The organism is Pseudomonas sp. BN102 (genome assembly GCF_029871245.1).
In the GTDB taxonomy this organism is placed as follows: domain Bacteria; phylum Pseudomonadota; class Gammaproteobacteria; order Pseudomonadales; family Pseudomonadaceae; genus Metapseudomonas.
Map to the genome: position 1 here is coordinate 146,910 of NZ_SSON01000077.1, position 16,799 is coordinate 163,708.

Annotated in this window: 17 protein-coding genes, 1 tRNA gene and 1 pseudogene; 5 read left to right on the forward strand and 14 right to left on the reverse strand. The window is 58.2% G+C overall.

Translation table 11 applies throughout. The features are described from left to right. The first annotated feature begins 143 nt into the window (after window positions 1-143). The gene (locus E8F12_RS24720) at window positions 144-611 is read left to right on the forward strand and encodes a YbaK/EbsC family protein (protein ID WP_280288458.1); all 468 of its coding nucleotides are present in this window, start codon (window positions 144-146) and stop codon (window positions 609-611) included. Window positions 612-704: 93 nt separating this feature from the next. On the opposite strand, the gene E8F12_RS24725 is transcribed toward E8F12_RS24720, so the two are convergent. The 10 genes and pseudogenes from E8F12_RS24725 to E8F12_RS24770 all read right to left on the reverse strand — a co-directional run bounded on the left by E8F12_RS24725 (window position 705) and on the right by E8F12_RS24770 (window position 7,925). Next, window positions 705-1,322, reverse strand: a complete 618-nt coding sequence (locus tag E8F12_RS24725) for an SCO family protein (RefSeq protein ID WP_280327850.1) — start codon at window positions 1,320-1,322, stop codon at window positions 705-707. Between the two features lie 40 nt (window positions 1,323-1,362). Further along, window positions 1,363-3,162 carry a multicopper oxidase domain-containing protein gene (locus tag E8F12_RS24730; RefSeq protein ID WP_280327851.1) on the reverse strand — a complete coding sequence of 600 codons (1,800 nt, stop codon included), beginning with the start codon at window positions 3,160-3,162 and terminating at the stop codon, window positions 1,363-1,365. A gap of 557 nt (window positions 3,163-3,719) precedes the next feature. Continuing rightward, window positions 3,720-4,172: a hypothetical protein gene (locus E8F12_RS24735; protein ID WP_280327852.1), complete on the reverse strand. Its 453-nt coding sequence runs from the start codon at window positions 4,170-4,172 to the stop codon at window positions 3,720-3,722. 647 nt (window positions 4,173-4,819) lie between these two features. Next, window positions 4,820-5,110 carry a hypothetical protein gene (locus E8F12_RS24740; protein ID WP_280327853.1) on the reverse strand — a complete coding sequence of 97 codons (291 nt, stop codon included), beginning with the start codon at window positions 5,108-5,110 and terminating at the stop codon, window positions 4,820-4,822. A 172-nt stretch (window positions 5,111-5,282) separates the two neighbouring features. Beyond that, complete coding sequence (locus E8F12_RS24745; RefSeq protein WP_280327855.1) at window positions 5,283-5,585, reverse strand: hypothetical protein; 303 nt, start codon at window positions 5,583-5,585, stop codon at window positions 5,283-5,285. Between the two features lie 485 nt (window positions 5,586-6,070). Further along, window positions 6,071-6,166, reverse strand: a tRNA-Sec gene (locus tag E8F12_RS24750). Window positions 6,167-6,323: 157 nt separating this feature from the next. Continuing rightward, window positions 6,324-6,629 carry a transcriptional regulator gene (locus tag E8F12_RS24755; protein WP_280327857.1) on the reverse strand — a complete coding sequence of 102 codons (306 nt, stop codon included), beginning with the start codon at window positions 6,627-6,629 and terminating at the stop codon, window positions 6,324-6,326. Window positions 6,630-6,782: 153 nt separating this feature from the next. Next, window positions 6,783-7,400, reverse strand: coding sequence for a DNA cytosine methyltransferase (locus tag E8F12_RS24760; RefSeq protein WP_280327858.1), 618 nt, complete (start codon window positions 7,398-7,400; stop codon window positions 6,783-6,785). Window positions 7,401-7,403: 3 nt separating this feature from the next. After that, a pseudogene (locus tag E8F12_RS24765) lies at window positions 7,404-7,697 on the reverse strand (DUF5447 family protein). Between the two features lie 3 nt (window positions 7,698-7,700). Beyond that, window positions 7,701-7,925, reverse strand: coding sequence for a DNA-binding protein (locus E8F12_RS24770; RefSeq protein ID WP_280327859.1), 225 nt, complete (start codon window positions 7,923-7,925; stop codon window positions 7,701-7,703). A 125-nt stretch (window positions 7,926-8,050) separates the two neighbouring features. On the opposite strand from E8F12_RS24770, the gene E8F12_RS24775 reads away from it, so the two are divergent. From E8F12_RS24775 to E8F12_RS24790, 4 genes are all read left to right on the forward strand, one after another. Then, window positions 8,051-8,317, forward strand: coding sequence for a DNA-binding protein (locus E8F12_RS24775; protein WP_280327860.1), 267 nt, complete (start codon window positions 8,051-8,053; stop codon window positions 8,315-8,317). 79 nt (window positions 8,318-8,396) lie between these two features. Further along, window positions 8,397-8,912: a hypothetical protein gene (locus E8F12_RS24780; protein ID WP_280327861.1), complete on the forward strand. Its 516-nt coding sequence runs from the start codon at window positions 8,397-8,399 to the stop codon at window positions 8,910-8,912. A 143-nt stretch (window positions 8,913-9,055) separates the two neighbouring features. Next, on the forward strand, window positions 9,056-10,372 hold the full coding sequence (locus tag E8F12_RS24785) for a cell envelope integrity protein TolA (RefSeq protein ID WP_280327862.1): 1,317 nt from the start codon (window positions 9,056-9,058) through the stop codon (window positions 10,370-10,372). Window positions 10,373-10,700: 328 nt separating this feature from the next. Next, window positions 10,701-11,159, forward strand: coding sequence for a hypothetical protein (locus E8F12_RS24790; protein ID WP_280327863.1), 459 nt, complete (start codon window positions 10,701-10,703; stop codon window positions 11,157-11,159). A 49-nt stretch (window positions 11,160-11,208) separates the two neighbouring features. Here the strand turns inward: E8F12_RS24790 and E8F12_RS24795 are convergent, their stop codons facing one another. From E8F12_RS24795 to selA, 4 genes are all read right to left on the reverse strand, one after another. Further along, window positions 11,209-11,805: an SLATT domain-containing protein gene (locus E8F12_RS24795; protein ID WP_280327864.1), complete on the reverse strand. Its 597-nt coding sequence runs from the start codon at window positions 11,803-11,805 to the stop codon at window positions 11,209-11,211. Window positions 11,806-11,811: 6 nt separating this feature from the next. Beyond that, window positions 11,812-13,110: a nucleotidyltransferase gene (locus tag E8F12_RS24800; RefSeq protein WP_280327865.1), complete on the reverse strand. Its 1,299-nt coding sequence runs from the start codon at window positions 13,108-13,110 to the stop codon at window positions 11,812-11,814. 347 nt (window positions 13,111-13,457) lie between these two features. Next, window positions 13,458-15,371 carry a selenocysteine-specific translation elongation factor gene (gene selB / locus E8F12_RS24805; protein ID WP_280327866.1) on the reverse strand — a complete coding sequence of 638 codons (1,914 nt, stop codon included), beginning with the start codon at window positions 15,369-15,371 and terminating at the stop codon, window positions 13,458-13,460. Then, window positions 15,368-16,774, reverse strand: coding sequence for an L-seryl-tRNA(Sec) selenium transferase (gene selA, locus E8F12_RS24810; protein ID WP_280327867.1), 1,407 nt, complete (start codon window positions 16,772-16,774; stop codon window positions 15,368-15,370). The genes selB and selA overlap by 4 nt, the downstream gene beginning before the upstream one ends. Window positions 16,775-16,799 lie beyond the last annotated feature (25 nt).

Sequence of the window (16,799 nt, forward strand, 5' to 3'; positions counted from 1 at the left end):
CCCACCCGGCCACCCTCCACTAAACTGCTAACAGGGCACCTGCCTCGGCGGGTGCCAGGTGGGGAGCGGGAGGCTCCTCCTTGTGTGCCGGCAACGCCGACTTACCGGGAGTGACAAGCCGACGCCCTGGCAGGAGGTGTCTCATGACCATGATCACCCAGTTGCAAACCAGCCTGATGCAGCACAAATCGCGCTATGACGTACTCACCCACGCCACGTCCATGACCACCCGTGATGCCGCGCGCCGCGCCGGCGTGCCGCCGCAGCAGATGGCCAAACCCGTCATCCTCGACGACTTCCAGGGCCATTGGCTGATGGCCGTGGTGCCCGCCACCCGCCAGCTGGATCTGCAGAAGGTCCACAAGCTCACCAAGCGCAATTGGCGCCTGGCCCACGAGGGGGACTTCAGCAAGCGCTTCAGCGGCTGCGCCATCGGCGCCATCCCCGCCGTCGGCAACCTCTTCGGCCTGGAAACCCTGATCGACCAGTCCCTCACCGAGCAGTCGGACATCTACTTCGAAGCGGGCGACCACAACGACCTGGTGCATATGAGCGGCAAGCAATACCTGGCGCTGATGCCGGATGCGAAGCTGGGACGTCTTTGCGAGTAAGCATCCACTCGTAGGGAAGGCGAGTCAGCCGTAGGGTGCGCTGTGCGCACAGCGCACCCTCGGATCAAACACCGACGGCGCGCACCGCCTTGCCTAGGCGGTATGCACCGCACGGCTGTCCACGTGATTGATGGTGGACAGGATCTGCTCCGGCTCCGCCAGCGCTGGCGCCATGGTCCAGCGTTGGTAGACGTCGTTGCCGATGCGGACCATGCCTGAATGGTTCGCCAGGTTGGCGTCGACCTCCGGGTTCACATCGTAGAAACCAAGGCTCAGGCGCAACCGCTCGATGTCAGAGGGCTCTCCGGTCAGGAACAGCCAGCCCGGCCCGACCCGGTGCCTTTCGACGAATGCCTTCAGCTGCTGCGGCCTATCCAGCTCCGGCTGCAAGGTGATCGAGTACATGAACACGTCACGGCCCACACGCTCACCGAGCATCTTCTGTACGCGCAACAGGTTCGCCGTTGCGATCGGACAGCGCCCGGCGCAGGACACGTACATCATGTTGATCGCGACCACCTTGCCGCGGATGAGGTCGTCGTAGAACCTGACCTCCTTGCCTTCGTGGGTCAGAAGCCGCGCATTGGGGAAGTAGCTGTCGTCGTCAGCGGCGCGGCGAGGACGCGGCTGCTCGAGCGTGAGGCCAGGCAAGGCGATCAGGCCGAGCGCGGCGACGCCCATGCCGGTCACCAGAAATCTGCGAGTGTTCATGTGCATCCCTCCACCCTCATAAGCGTTGTTGCCGCGCCAGTCAGACGATGTCCCACCGCACCATCATCGAGTGGTCCTCGTGGATCAGGTTGTGGCAGTGCATGACGTACTTGCCCTTGAAGTCGCGGAAGCGCAGGAACACGCGCAGTGTAGTGAACGCGTCGAGTACGTAGACGTCCTTGCGACCGCGTTGCTGCGGCGGTACCGGCACGCTCACCCCGTTGACGAACTTGGCGATGATCTGCCCCTCTTCGAAGTGGATGTGGATCGGGTGGGTCCAGCCATCCTCGGGATTCACCAGTTCCCAGATCTCGAAGCCCCCCTGGGCGATCGAGGCTCGCGGGATATTCACGTTGAACAGCCTGCCATTGATCGACCACATACCGCTGGAACGCTCGAACACCCAGCGGCGCACCGGGGCGGCGGCGATCTCCGCAGCCGTGATCGGCGGCAGCGTCCGCAGCACGGCGGGGACCTGGCTCAGGTCCTGCGCCGGCGGGAAGCGGTCGACGATAATCTTGAGCACGCGGGTGCCCGGGTCCTTGATGTCCTTGCCCTCGCGGGTGTCTTCCTGGCGCATCTTATTGACCAGGTACAGCACGGTGCCAATCGGGTACTTGGAGAAGTCGACGACTATGTCCGCGCGCTCGGCCATGCCCAACTGGAAATTGGTCTGGTTCAGCAGCGGCGCCGGCAACAGGTTGCCGTCGTTGGCGATGAAGGTGAACCTCTGGTTCTGGCCACCCGCCGACTGCAGATAGAAGGCGTAGAAACGGCTGGGGCCGGCGTTGAGGAAGCGCAAGCGATACCTGCGGGCAGCGACCCGCAATACCGGTTCGATAAAGCCGTTCACCAGCACCTTGTCGCCCAGGGTCCCCTCGGGGTTGACCTGGTCGTAGACCATGATGCCGTTCGCGTCGAATCGCCTGTCGGCAAAGGCCAGCGGGTAGTCGTAGGGATGGCTCGGCAATCTCAGTGCGCTCGGGCTCGGATCGAGCTCGTTGCCCGAGTCGACGTTGTCGAACAACAGGTAATCGCCGAACAGGCCACGCTCCATGTTCGCGGCGGTGAAGTCCAGGGTGTGGTCGTGGTAGAACAGCGTGCCCAGGGCCTCGCGCGGATCGCCGATGTGGTTCTGCAGCTGGTCGTAGCCCGCGTAGATATTGGGGTAGAAGTGGTCCTTGAAGGCGCCGGGCGCGGTCAGGGTAGGCCCCGCCTTGTTCGCGCTGTAATAGTCGCCCGGAAAACCGTCGCTCTCCGATCCCGTGTGCGCGTTGTGCAGGTGGGTGGAGATCTCCGGCGTGCCAAAGCCCACGTGGTTTTGCGGCAACTGGTTGCGGAACCGCACGATGATCGGCTTGCCATAGCGGGCGAAGATGACCGGACCGGGCGAAACGGCACCCGGCGTGTTGCCTTCGTAACCCCAAATGCGTTGCGGCGGATAGGCCGGGTGGAACACCCAGTCGAGCCGCTCCTTGGCCTTCAATTCGTAGAGCAGGGGTGCACCGAGCACGCCGGTAAGTTCGGCGTAACGCTGGAGAGGCGCGCGCCCGGCTTCGCCACCGGCGGTATTCGCGGCGATCGTGGGGCTCGGGCTCAGGGTGGCGACTGCCTGGAGCGGAGTGATCTCGTTGGGCAGCGTGACCAGCCACGGCGTAGTCGGCGGGCTTGGCGGGAACACCGGGAAGGTGGCGGCCCCGCCCTCGCTCGACTTCAGCAGTACCGGCGCCAGCATCGCGGCGACGCCGATTTTGAGGAAGGTGCGTCGGTCTTCGGTAGCATCCGTGTCTTCAGGGGGTGGCAGGCGGCCTTTCCTGTGTCCCGAATCTGTGGTTTTCATTACGGCCCCTCCCTCAGTAAGCGGATTACTGTTCGCTGGCTGCAACCCTGCATCCAGCCTCGCGGAGAAGCGCCAGCTTTATGATCGGACCGGGGAGCTTGGCTGCCAGCTATCGGGATGGGGCCTGCAGCCGAACTCCTCCGCGTCGCTTTCGTTTTTCAGCGCTCAGTCGTTTGGGGGGCTGTACGTGGACGGTGCGCCAAGGGTCGGAAGGGAGCGGCGGGGAGTAAGCACACAAACGTAAGAGCGGCGGTTGGCTTCGCCGCCACGCGCGTGACTGCTGCTGTGCTCTTCATCTGCTCCTTCGCTGTTCAGCCTCTTGTGTGGCACTTTTCCGTGCCTTCCAGTGCTCGACCCCATCTCGGGAACCGAGCTGTATTGCAAAAAATGTCAACAATTAGTCTAGATCAAGAATCATTCCCGAGCGGCCAGCAACCCGCTGTTTCAGTTTGGTTTTCATAGACCGATGCGGCGCATTGGCATCAGCTTTTAAGCCCCCGGGATATGGCGGGAAATCGCACTTGGCTCCGCACCTGTAATCTCGCCGCGGATGGGCGTCAGCGAATGTCGCCGCAAAAGATATCGAGGTTGCCGTCCGCCGGGCTCGTTCGTAGAACGATGGAGTGGCTGCTTGAGCGAAGCGTCGCCAGAGCGACTGGCGCGGTTCTCGATAGCCGCCATACATCGCCCCGCGAATAATGGTAAGTGTTCACCGTCCGGTTCAGTTCATAGGCCGGCGAAGCGCCCGGAGCCGCGCAGGTTCCAGGGTAGATGTAGGTGTAGAGATGGACAGGTCGCGCCACGCTGGATGGAACTCCACTGACGAACAGCGTCACGCCCGTCTCACCTCCCCGAGGCACCAGAGTCGCCTGGGCGATTTCACCCGCATTCCTCTCCGTGGCCGTCATCCTGACATCGAGTCTCTGCTCATCCACCTTGCCCGCTGGGCTCGCGCATGCTGACAGTCCGCCAGCGACCATGACCAGTGCCAGACATTCTTTCGCGTTCATCGATGACCGCCTGGCGTGAGTAGCGCCGATGCAATAGTCACCTTTTCACTATAAGAGCCGGCCGGGCCGCCATCATTCAGAACAGCGCCTTCTCTGCCCAGCGGTCCTGGGTGTGATCGTTTCCAGTAGCCTGTCCATGCCAAGGGCAGCAAATATAGCCGCCACTTAATCTTGGCGGGCCTTGGCCGTGACAAGGTATGCGTGCCTGGAAATGCGCATTCAAAGTCGACAGGCTATGGCGAAAATCCTGGCATACGCGCATCAAGACCACAGCCATTCGCGCAACTACCAACGCACTTCATCACCATAATCAACGGGCAATAAACCTGAAGTTCATTTGGTATGCGCAGAATTTCGAAGAAATCAGATATTGCGCGCACTGAGATTCTTTGAGAATGGTTTCTATGCTGGACGGGAATCAACATAGAACCATCCCAAGAGTTCTACGACTCACTTTGCGAACACAGACCCAAGGACACATACCTGCAATGTGCCGCAGGCGATGCCGAAGAAGAGCTCAGTTTCTACAGTATTCCTGGAACCGGGCTGCCATCCTGTCTCGCCGCTGAAGCCCACACCGCAGCTACTCACATGAACGCGGCGACAGCATCCCTGGCCAATCCGGCCGTTCATGCCTCACTGCGGGCTCAGGGCTTGTAGTGGCCCTGGGCAACGCACCACTTGCTGGCTGGGTCTTTCGACCGGGTGCAGGAGTTACGGAACACCACCTGGGCGTGCTTCTGGCAGTCGCGGAACTGCGAAGAACCCTTCTCGTTCTTGCTGCAGACGCTGTCCAGGGCGATCACGCCATTACGTTCCTGCCAGTTCAGGTAGTAATTGTCGCTGCCCCCCTGCTTGGCCTTGGCTGCGGGGGTTGCGGCAAACACCAGGCTTGCCATGAGTACCAGCGCGCTGCCCAGTACGATTCGGACGGCCATATCAACTCCTAACTAATCGCTCGTGCGGAAGTGCGTCTTCGTGGAGGCGCATTCTTGGTTGGCACAGCTCGAGCTGCCGCCCCACGCGAATAGTGCTGAGCGCCCATGGACACCGCAAGGGCTCAAGACCGGCTTCGGTCGACCGTCCGTCGTACGCGCTGATAGACCCCAATTAGTCCTGAATCACATCGCCGATGGTGGCTTGGAATGGAGGCTCCTGTTCCTTAATACAGAACAGCACCATATGAAAATCGTCCTTCCATTCGGACTCGCAGCGACTACGAATCGGGCCGCTGTAGCTGGCAATCGCCTTGGCCGCCTCGCGCTGTTCCTCCAGGCAATAAGCGCGCATGGCATCGCCGCTCCATTTCTCCTGACAATGCGCCTGGATGGCTGAGTCGCTGGCATGGGCACTGGACATGAAGGCGGCCGCAACAGCTGCGGCAGCAACGATCAGACGTTTTCTGTACGGCACGAATACGCTCTCCACCTGGAACGGCGGCCCTCCGTGGTCCGCGTTGCAGCGATCTGGAAACCTGGTTATGCAGCGATCTGAACCTCGACCGCGCAAGCGTGGTGCAGTCTAGTACAGCGCGGCCTTCTGCCCAGATCACCCGGCAGTGTCCCGACGTCCGGCCTTCGAGCCGAGAAAGGGGGCAGGAGCTTGGGAGAAGCAGAGGACGGATTCATTCTGCCGGAGAGGGGCGATCCAAAGAGGTCGGCGATTTTCCTGCAGGCTGCATCCAATGTGGTGGTCGGTTGCAGCAGGGGAGTTCTACCCCGTTTCCCGCCCTCCCGAAATGCAGGGTGGACAGCGCTCTTTCTGTCCACCGGACGACGTTTCGCTTGGCGGCGATGGTGGATAGAAGAGCGCTCCCCCCCTACGGAAATGGATTGGTACTGCGTCCAAGCAAGGCTTCCCTCATTCCCGGATTCTCTTCCAAAAGACGAGGGCAGAAATGGCGGAAGGCAGTGGGAGTCGAACCCACCCAGGAACGGCTGCCGTCCCCCACCGGGTTTGAAGCCCGGCCACGCCACCGGGCGTGCTTGCCTTCCATGTTGATCTATAAGGCTTTTTCCGTGCCTTCCTGCTCTGCAGGCGGGGAGGTGTCGAAGAACTGTCGAAAATCCCGGGCTGGGCCAAATTCCAGGACGTCCTGGAAATGACCTGGCGCGAGGTGAGCGTAGCAAAGGGGCAGGCCATTGCGATCCATCATCGCGCGTTGTCGTCAGGCTGAGTACTCAAGGACTTCTCGATGGCAAACAGCAGACGGTCCAGATCATCGGAGCCTGAATTGCTCTCGCCGGAATGGGCTAGCGCAGACTTGCTGAGTGCGCGACCTAACTGAGCTCTCGCCTCCCCGGCAATCTCATCGGGAACCTCCACCGACACTTTCAGCCCCAGCTCTCGCATTACCTGAAAGAGCAGGCCCCATTGCACAGTTTCGCCGCCGCGCTCGACCTTGCCGAGAAAGTTTTCACTTACGCCGATAACGCCAGCGGCCACATCCTGGCGCATAGCTATTGCCTTTCGGCAGGCCCGAATGAGGCGATCCAGGGCTCTTGGAGAGTCGATAGGCACGTTAACTGAATAATCCTCACGCCCATAAGGAATATGGGAGCAAGGTGAGCTGCGCGAAATTTTCCGCATGATCGTGAGGATCTTGGCGAGTCACTCGCTGGCCCGGTGCCGCCCGGCAAGCTGGTCGATCACGTAGCAGCCCCACTGGTCAGCCATCGCGTCGGCGATGCCCTGGTAAGTGCGGCAGAGGTTCTTCCAGCGTTCGGGGCCGGGGCCGGGCGTCAGGTAGCGCGCGGCCGGATCGCGCTCGTAAACGATGCGGGTGGGCCGCAGCTTCGGCAGGTTCTCCAGCCAGAGGTGAATTTCACTGCGCTCGCCGTAGCCGAACATCCAGGGCCGGACGATCTGGTCCGGCTTGCGGACCTGCGTGGAGATCACCGACTTGGGGCTCTCCAGGGCCTTGAAGCGAATCGGCGCAGCCAGCAGGGTGCGGACGAAATCGAGCGCCCTGCCCTGCCTGCCGTCCGCGACCTTGGCGGCGAGTTGACGGCCACCGGAGGTCGCGAAGTCAACGTAAGGCGGGTGGGCGATCAGCAAGTCCCAGCCCAGGTCCAACAGTTCGCATACATCCCCCTGGACGTGTTCGCCTTCGGTTTCCGAGGGCAGCAGGTCGCAGCTCACCGCATGGAAGCCGACGCGGGTCAGGGCATCGCGTACGCGGCCGGAGAATTCGCAGGCCACCAAGGCCCGGGGTTGGCGCTCAGGCATGGCTCAGGGCTCCCTGTCGAATGGCTCGCAAATGGGCATGGAGGGCGTGGGCTTGCCGCTGCCATATACAACGAGCCAGTGCTTCTGGGCGCGGTGCACGGGCCTGTGTTTCCCGCAGAACGAGGCCGGCTGGCAGACCCGGCGCCCAGCGACCCTGGATATCTACGCGGGGTGGCAGTGCTCGCAGGACATGGACCGGTAGGGCGCGCTCTTCGCCCGTTCGCGACGGGACCAGCAGACAGAGCAGTCGCAACTTTCGGCGTGGGCGAGGCGGCGGTAGCGGTAGAGTGTGTTCATGGCTCATGCCGTCCGCTCCTTCTCCAGCAACTGCTGGGTCAGGAGCGCGACGTTGACCATCACGTGCTTGCCGACCTTGTGGGAGGGGATGTAGCCGTTGCGAATCCATCCCCATACGATGTTGTGTTCGTCGCTCATCCGTATCCAGTCGGCGAACTCGCGCCAGGGCATCACTGGGGGCGGGCTGAGCAGGTCTTTAATCGATAGGTCGGTTCCTTCCACATCCATGGCGTTTCCTGCACTATGTTGGTCTATAGAGGACTATTATCTGGACTATGTCCAGAACTATATCCAGATACTGGCATCGGGACTATGTCCAGGCAATAGTCCATTAATGACAATATTCGATCAGCATGAACATAACCGATAGAGCACTCCTATTAATTGAGCGCACCAACCTCAACACGCTGACGCGCGCGGGAGAGACGAACTACGACCGCTGGGCGAGTATTCGACGGGGTAAAGCCAGAGTGGGCGCCGAGGAAATAGAGATTCTCGGCAAAGTGTTCCCGGCATACCGCTGGTGGCTAAGCACCGGCGAAGTCATGCCCGAGATTGGACAAACGAGCCCCGAGCACGACGAGGCCAACCGAAACTTGACCGAACAGAACGCGGGATAGCGATCACAACAGAAGTGACTAGGCGCTGGTTTGCCCGAGCACATGGAGTCAGGAAGGGTTAGCAGGGAGTACGTCAGGCATGGAAAAACGCGAAGTCGACGAGCAGCTGAAAAATCTAAGCTTCGACATGGATGAAGAAATCGACGATCGCAATGAACGTCGCGGCAGGAGAGCCACTTCTTATCGTCATGCCCATCAGCCGATGGACACAAGCCACGCCATCATCCTGGCCGCCATCATCATCGTTGGCGGCCTTTGGGGTGGGAAGCTCTTCTACGACTACCTCCAGGAACAGCGTATGAAGGCCGCTCTCAATGAAGCCGCCTTATACATGCAGCAGTCGCTGAAACAGGCAGAGCAGGATTCAAGACGAGCCCAAGCCGAAATGCGACAGCGTGCAGCAGCTGAAGCTCAAGCAAGAGAACAACGGCGTACTCAAGAGCTAGCCCAGCAGAAAGCCGAGCGAGCTAGGATCGAACAAGAAAAGCGCTTCGAGTCTGCCCAGTGCCAGTTCTGGTGGCAACAGAATCAAGAGAATCCTACAGAGCGAACGGTACAGAAAAAGGCAGAGGCATGCGGAGGCCAAAATAACTAAGGCGTCTGAAAACCCACAAAGCTCAGCCAAGACGCCGAGAAAAGCATGTCTTTCCAACACTCCGCATCAGGCACCACCAAAATACGTCGCAACTCTACAAAATAAATAGCCAATATTTATTAAGAACCCTGGACCAGCAGAAAATGAAAATACTTGATGATATTTGGTCATCAGTTATAGGAAACGCAAAAGTCAGAGTCAACGATCCATTCATTGGAACATTTATAGCTTCATGGGTAGTCTGTAACTGGAACCATCTTGCACTTCTTCTGTGGGGAGAAGGGAACGCATCCCAACGAATTAGCGACTTTCATCGATATCTAACTGAAAGCAACCCATTCGAGCTTAATGCAGTATTCTCCATACCACTTATACTTTCAGTTTTCTATCTATTTGCACTGCCTTGGTTATCACTAATCGTAAATTCACTACAAAGAAAAGCAAATGGAAAACTTCATCAGCAAGCCGTTGACGTTGACCTCAGCAAGGTATTACAGCAGGAAAATCTAAACAAAATTAAATTGAGATCAAATCCTGACAAGCAGTTCTTGGAGCAAAGCGTACAGCTGGACATAGATCGAAAGAAAGAAATTCTTGAACAAACAAAACAAAGAACGGTACGCGTCAAAGCAAAAGCTCTAGAAGCAACAGCTAAAGCTGCGGAAGCACAAAGCAAAGTAAACATACTCCAACTCGAAGAGAGCAAAAGAAAAAAACAATCAGAGTTAGAGCAGCAACGCTTCAGAATTAGCAGCGCAGAAAACAGGTCAACCCTAGCTTCGCATCGTTTCCCATCAGCATACTTTTTTATGTCCCTAATCGAGGAAAGCACAAGCCAAGACGGCATAAAACTTTCGCTCTCGGCAACCAGCAAAATTGTGGCCAGCATATTTGGCTACAAAGATTTTGACTCCCTTGTCGAAGATGAAAAATTCAACAACACCACCCTATCTAAAGTAAAATACATATTTTACTCACCAGATATTCTCGCAAAGAAACTGGACGACGTCATTTCAATCGAAGAATCGCCAGACGAAAATCTAACCTCAGATTTACTTTTCGATCACATACGGTCTATTTTTGATGACCTACCATACAAGCTTACAACTTTTGGAGACCTGGAAGAGATCAGCATGGAGTTTATCGAAAACAACAAATACTCTCTCCTAGAGCATGAAAGCTTATCCGGCCCAATAGCCGAATCCGACACAGTCTTCGAAGAAGTTAACATAGAAGAAGCAAGGACTTCCTCCTTCGAAAATGGATTTAATTCTGTTATTCATGCATCCGCCAGCGGCCATCATAGAAGAGAAAGTGATGTTGCAGGGAGAGAAATTTCAATCAGCGTAGAAGTACGAAGCAACTTGCAAGTCGGAAAATATGCACTTGGCGATTTCACCATTGAAAAAGTTAAAGCAAAACTTAATGATTACTATGAAGAAGACCATATAGAAAGCTGAAAAGTTTTCGGCACAACATTCAATCCGAAATAGATTTTTCTGACACTCGGAGTCAATAAGGGTTGGCAAGGAGCACGAAATTAAATCGGACTGGGATGACGCCCCGCCCCGCCTGAAGGCATCCAAAGGCGGTAGTGAAATCGGGAAGTGGCTGATTGCCGGTGTAATAGGAACCAGCATTACAGCCGGTCTACTTCACCTTGCAGGTGTCGGAATTCCTTTCCTACAGGACTCCACCCCAACGGCGCAGATCGAGCAGCGACAAGACGAACAGTCTTCCCTCCCTCCATTTGAAGAACCGGATCCGAATCAGCCGACCGCTGAAGAAATGTTCTGGTCCAGCGTCAAGCAGCAAGAACAAGAGCGGAAAGCCCAGATCAAGCAAACCGACTACAACGATCACAACTACACGCCGCGACAGCCTGACAATGTGGTGAGCATGGAAGGCGTCAGACAGTCATCCGCCTATCAACAGCCCGCCCAGCAGACAACCACACGCAGCAGAACCATCAAGAAGCATGGCGAGTGGATCGACAAGTGGAGCGGCGGCGCCCGCTACTATGCCACCTGGACCATCGTGAATAACTACATCGACGGCGGCAGCGTGTGCGGCAACCACAAGCGAGGTTCGATTGATTATCGCGAATGCCGCAAAGGCGCGAAGCAGTTTTTCAAGGATGAATGCAGGGCTTGGGGAGAGCGATGGCAAAACGACCGGTCGCAACAAAGCGACCGCATGAAACAGAGGTATTGCTCGGCGGCGAGTAGCTTTAGCCCTATGGGTTAACAACATCTAATCGCCAACCGTAAAATATAAAAACTCAATCAAAACGCAGTTAGCAACCAAACCAACCAAAGCCCATATTTTTTACAACCCAAACAACAAGAGCAACGACCAGCAGAACTACCCAACAGGTAAATGACAACGGAACCATATCTCTAAAAAACTTAAAATCCTTTTGTTCGTTAACCCAACCAATTTGATACTGCCAAAAGAACTTATAGTGAGCATACCAATCACTAAACAATATCTGCTTACTGATACAGTTGTCATAGTACTCAGACTCTATAGCCTTTAGCCTAACCAAATATTCATCAGGCGAACTATAACTACTTTGCACCTCTCTATAGAGATTGCGAAGCTCATTATATAGACAAGTCAACTTATTCGCAGATTTTTCATAATCACCCTTCTTGTGATCATAAAAAGATATATACAACCCCATCAAGCCAATAACCAAAAGCGCGGCAGACAAATATTTCGCCGAGAGCTCATCATAAACCAAAGCATATATGCCAAACGCCATCGAAACAAAGCCAATAAGCCCAGGAACCTTATCTACAATATCATAAGTAGCCCAATGCTTCCTTCCACCGAAGCCAACATTGTACCCAGCATCAGCGATGCTCTTTAACAACAGATCTTTATTCATTCCAAATCACTGTATAGGTACGTGAATTCTGTCTTTTGCGACAACAACATTATTCTTAACAACATAACACTCAACGATATGATCACCGTTGAAATCAGTCCTCTCAACTACCTCACGATGACCACCGTCGGCCACTATTCGGCCACGAATACAATTGCGGCGCTCTGCCTCAGGCCCTCTATTCAAAACTTTCCAATAAATTTGACACGGCACAGGAACATCACACTGAACAACATAAAACTTTAGCGACTTCCTTACATTCAACCGTATTCTCTTACTGAGCAGGTCCCGCAAGAAAGCCTCTCTATATCCATCTTGAGATACCTCACACTCAATTCGCAAATGATAACGAATATCTATAGGATGCTTAAGTTCTATGAACTGTTCGGTATCATCGAAGCGCCGATTCGAAGCTAACGTCTCCAAAGCGGCCCTGGTTACCTTCTCTGCCGCAGGGAATGGGCGTCCATATATTTTACGCCACTTATCATTTTCGCTGTCATCCCCCGCTGCACTTATGGCATCAAGGGCAAGATCGTATGCTTTCTTTGCTGCCTTCTGAAACTTCTTCTTTACCTTTACCCTCTGACCACTTCCTAGCGCAGCATAATATTCTTGGTCCGGCTGATCCGCCAAATACTTGAAGAAATCTCTACTCATATAATCATAGTAAAGAAAACTTCTTTCATCATAATAATCAGTAGACTTCAAAAAATTGTGCGCAAGTGTATCTATGAGAAGCCCGCCCATCGCAACACCGTGCTTATTCTTCCAAGCTCTCGCCATCTTACACAAGCGACGCAAATTGCGATTCTTCTCAATATTTACATCAGATAAGGCCTTTATCTCTTCCCTAGGCTTTGTAATCTTCCAACTACCGCCATTAGACGTATCTGGGTACTTGAAGCTGCCATCCTCTTGTTCAAATACGGGCTGAACCTCAACATGAAAGTTAGTATACAGCACCCTAACCACAGGACTGTCTACGTATATATCTGTGCGAGGGTACCGATCTTTAATGGCATTCTTAGTATCTTCAAGAAGCTTTGACTGGCCACCACTCTTATTGTAACCCGCCCACTTGGATGCAGGCATTATATATAGCATATCGAGATCTGATACACCTTGAATGGCGGTCCATCTGCCATATGAGCCCACCTGAAGATTATTGGCGGTCTTTGAGTCAGTTTCTCTGAACTCCCTATTTAAAGCCGCCGTTATTTCTCCATACCGAAGACTTATCTGGTCATCGTTCGTAATTTTAATATTGTTTAAGAAATTCTTAAAATTATCCGCCACACTCATGCCACTCAATCCCTGATGACCCAAATCACTGGAGGCTACTAATTTGATATCACCATGTCTAGCCCAAGGTATGCAGGATCAAAAAATTCAAATCACCCCCGATCCACAAGTGGAGGCTGGGCTTAAGGACGTGAGACAGAGGAATCGTTCAAGAAGCTGATACTGAAGAAGAGGTGTCGAAAATGTGTCGAAATCACTGGCCACGATTGACCAGAAAAGCCCATTTAAAACAAAAGAAATCACGACCCTTGCTGATACTCGCCAACGTAGCCCATTGATAAACCAAGATAAAATCGGGTTTGAAGCCCGGCCACGCCACCGGGCGTGCTTGCCTTCCAAATCGGTGATCAGGGGTCGGGCCCTTGGGCCAGGGCGGAGTCTTCCCTGATCTTGCGTTGGTCGCCGATTCGGCGAGTGAAGCCGATGCGGTCGAAGTGTTCCAGTAGCTGGATGCTGCGCTTGCGGCCGATGCCGAGGCGATCGCGCCAGGCGGCGGCCTTGATGCTGCCACATTCATCCTGCAGTTGCCGGGCGAGTAACGCCAATTGGCGGATGGTCGCATCGGGGTAGAAGAGGTCTTTCACCACTTGTTGCAGCAGGCCGATGCGGGCGAGTTTGCGTTCCAGCAGGCGCATGGCGCCCTCGTCGACCTTCAGTTCCTTGGCCAGATCGCGGACCCAGGGCGGGTCGAAGGCGCCTGCTTCCAACAAGGGCCAGATGCGCTCGCGCAGGGCTTCGTCCTCGGTGCTGAGTTGCACACGGTGGTCGGGCAGGTGCAGCCAGGGGCCGCTGGACTGGACGCTGCCGCTGGCCAAGGCCTGCTCCAGCAGGGCGATGAAGATTGGGCGGTCCAGCTCGGGCAATGCATAGCGGCGCAATCGGTCGCGGTCGGGACCGAGTTCGTCGGGCAGTTCCGCGTGAAAGCGTGCCAGGCCCTGGAGCAGCTCTTCTTCCAATGCCTGCCAGCGGTCCCTGGCGAACAGCCGTGGGCCCAGGCGGCTGCTGATTTCCAGGGCATCGGCGGGCAACGCCCAGCTGCTGCGCGGGCGGTTGAATTGGCGCTCCAGCAGTTGGGGATCGAGACCATTGGCGGCGGTTGCCAGCAAGGCTTCCAGCGCTGCCTCCAGCCCGTCCCCGCGCAGGGCTTCCAACTGGGCCAGGCGCTCCGGGATGCGCCGATTGCGTGCCGGGGCGAAGGGGTCGAGCACGCGGCCACCGCCGAGGGTGCGCTGGGCGGACTGGTCGCGCAGCACCAGATGGTCCCCATGCACCGCGTGGCTGGGGGCATTCAACAGCAACTGGGCGAAGGCGCGCCGGCCGGGGGCCAGGCTGTTGCCTTCCAGCAGCGCCACGCGACCGGTGACGTCCTGAGCAGCAAGGTGCACGTGCACCGGGGTCCAGTGGGCCAGCTCATGGGCCTCACCAGGAAGTAGGTTGAGGTCAATATCCAGCCGGGTGGTGGGTGCCAGCAGTGCCGGGGCCAGCAGCCAGTCGCCTCGGTGCAGGTGCTCCAGGGCCAGGCGCTCGCCGGTGAGATTGAGGGCGACGCGCTGGCCGGCCTCGGCCCGCTCGGCCTGCTGGTTGCGCGCATGCAGGCCACGCACCCGCACCTTGCGGCCTGACGGACTGAGGACCAGTTCATCCCCCACCGTCACCCGCCCGGCAAAGGCGGTTCCGGTGACCACCACCCCCGCTCCGGCGACGCTGAAGGCACGGTCGATGGGCAGGCGGAAGTGGCCCTCGGCGCTGCGCGCGGCGACGCGGGCGGACTCACCCAGCAGGGCCTGGCGCAAGGTTTCGATTCCTTCGCCTCCGGGGCTGGCTACGGGGAAAATGGCGGCGTCCGCGAACGGGCCGGGCGCCAGCAGGGCCGCCACTTCGGCACGGGCCTGTTCGATTCGCTTCGGCGCTACACGGTCGATCTTGGTCAGGGCCACCAGGGCGCGGCGGATGCCGAGCAGCTCCGCGATGGCCAGGTGCTCGCGGGTCTGGGGCATCACGCCATCGTCGGCGGCTACCACCAGCAGCAGCAGGTCGATGCCGCAGGCGCCAGCGAGCATGTTGTGGACGAAGCGCTCGTGGCCGGGCACGTCGATGAAGGCGGTGGGCTGGCCATCGCCCAGGTCGGCGTGGAGGTAGCCGAGGTCGATGGTGATGCCGCGCTCGCGCTCGGCTGGGCGGCGGTCGCCTTCCAGCCCGGTGAGGGCTTTGAGGAGCGCGGTCTTGCCGTGGTCGATATGCCCGGCGGTGCCGACTATCACTCGGCGCCCCCCGCGAGCTGCGGCAGCTGGGCGAGGAAGGCCGGCTCATCGTCAAGTTGGCGCAGGTCGAGCCAGAGGGCGTCGTCGTCCAGGCGGCCGATCACCGGGATGGGCAGGCTGCGCAAGGCTTCTTCGAGCTGGCGCAGGGCGCGGCCGCGCAGGCGCTTTGGCTGCTGCGGGCGCAGGCAGAGGGCGGCGCTGGGCAGGCGCGCCACGGGCTGCGCGCCGCTGCCGATCATGCCCAGGGCCGGCACCGCGTTCACCTGCCAGGTAGCGCCCAGTTGTGCGGCCAGCAGCGGCGCCAGGCGCTCGGCCTGGGTCTGGATCTCCACCTGCGAGCGGCTGAGCAGGTGCAGGGTAGGAAGGCGCTCGGCCAGGCGCTCCGGGTCGCGGTAGAGGGCGAGCACGGCTTCGAGGGCGGCCAGGGTCAGCTTGTCCACCCGCAGGGCGCGCTTGAGGGGATTCTTCTTGATTCGCGAGATGAGCTCGCGACTGCCGAGGATCAGCCCGGCCTGGGGCCCGCCGAGCAGCTTGTCGCCACTGAAGGTGACGACATCGGCACCGTCGGCCAGCGCCTCCTGCACCGTCGGCTCCTTGGGCAGGCCCCAGCGGGTCAGGTCGACCAGGGTGCCGCTACCTAGGTCCTCCAGCAGGGGCAGCCCGTGGGCGTGGGCGATGGCCGCCAACTCCGCCGTGGGCACGCTGGCGGTGAAGCCCTGGACGCTGTAATTGCTGGTGTGCACGCGCATCAACAGGCCCGAGCGCGGGCCGATGGCGGCTTCGTAGTCGCGGGCGTGGGTGCGGTTGGTGGTGCCCACCTCCACCAGCTTCACACCGGCGCGGGCCATGATGTCGGGGATGCGGAAGGCGCCGCCGATCTCGATCAGTTCGCCGCGGGAGATCACGCCTTCCTTGCGCGCGCCCAGGCTGTTGAGCGCCAGCAGCACGGCGGCGGCGTTGTTGTTGACCACGGTGACGGCCTCGGCGCCGGTGAGCTCGCGTATCAGCCCGGTGATGAGGTCGTCGCGGTCGCCGCGCTTGCCGCTGGCCAGGTCGAATTCCAGGTTGAGCGGATAGCGCGCGGCCAGGGCTATGGCCTCGATGGCGTCCTCCGGCAGCAGGGCACGGCCGAGGTTGGTGTGCAGCACGGTGCCGGTGAGGTTGAATACCCGCCGCACCTGGCTGGAGTGCCAGGCTGCCAGGCGTTCCCCGGCACGGCCGGCGAGTACGGCGTCGGTGAGTTCGATGGCGGCGAGCTGGCCCTGGCGCGCGGGTTCGCGCAGCTCGTCGAGCAGGTCGCGCAGGGTCTTGAGCAGGGCCTCGCGGCCATAGCGCTGTTGCAGGGGAGCGCAGGCCGGGCTGCGCAGCAGGCGGTCAATGGAAGGCAATCGAGCGGCCGACATGGGCATTCCTTAGCGCGGGGCGATC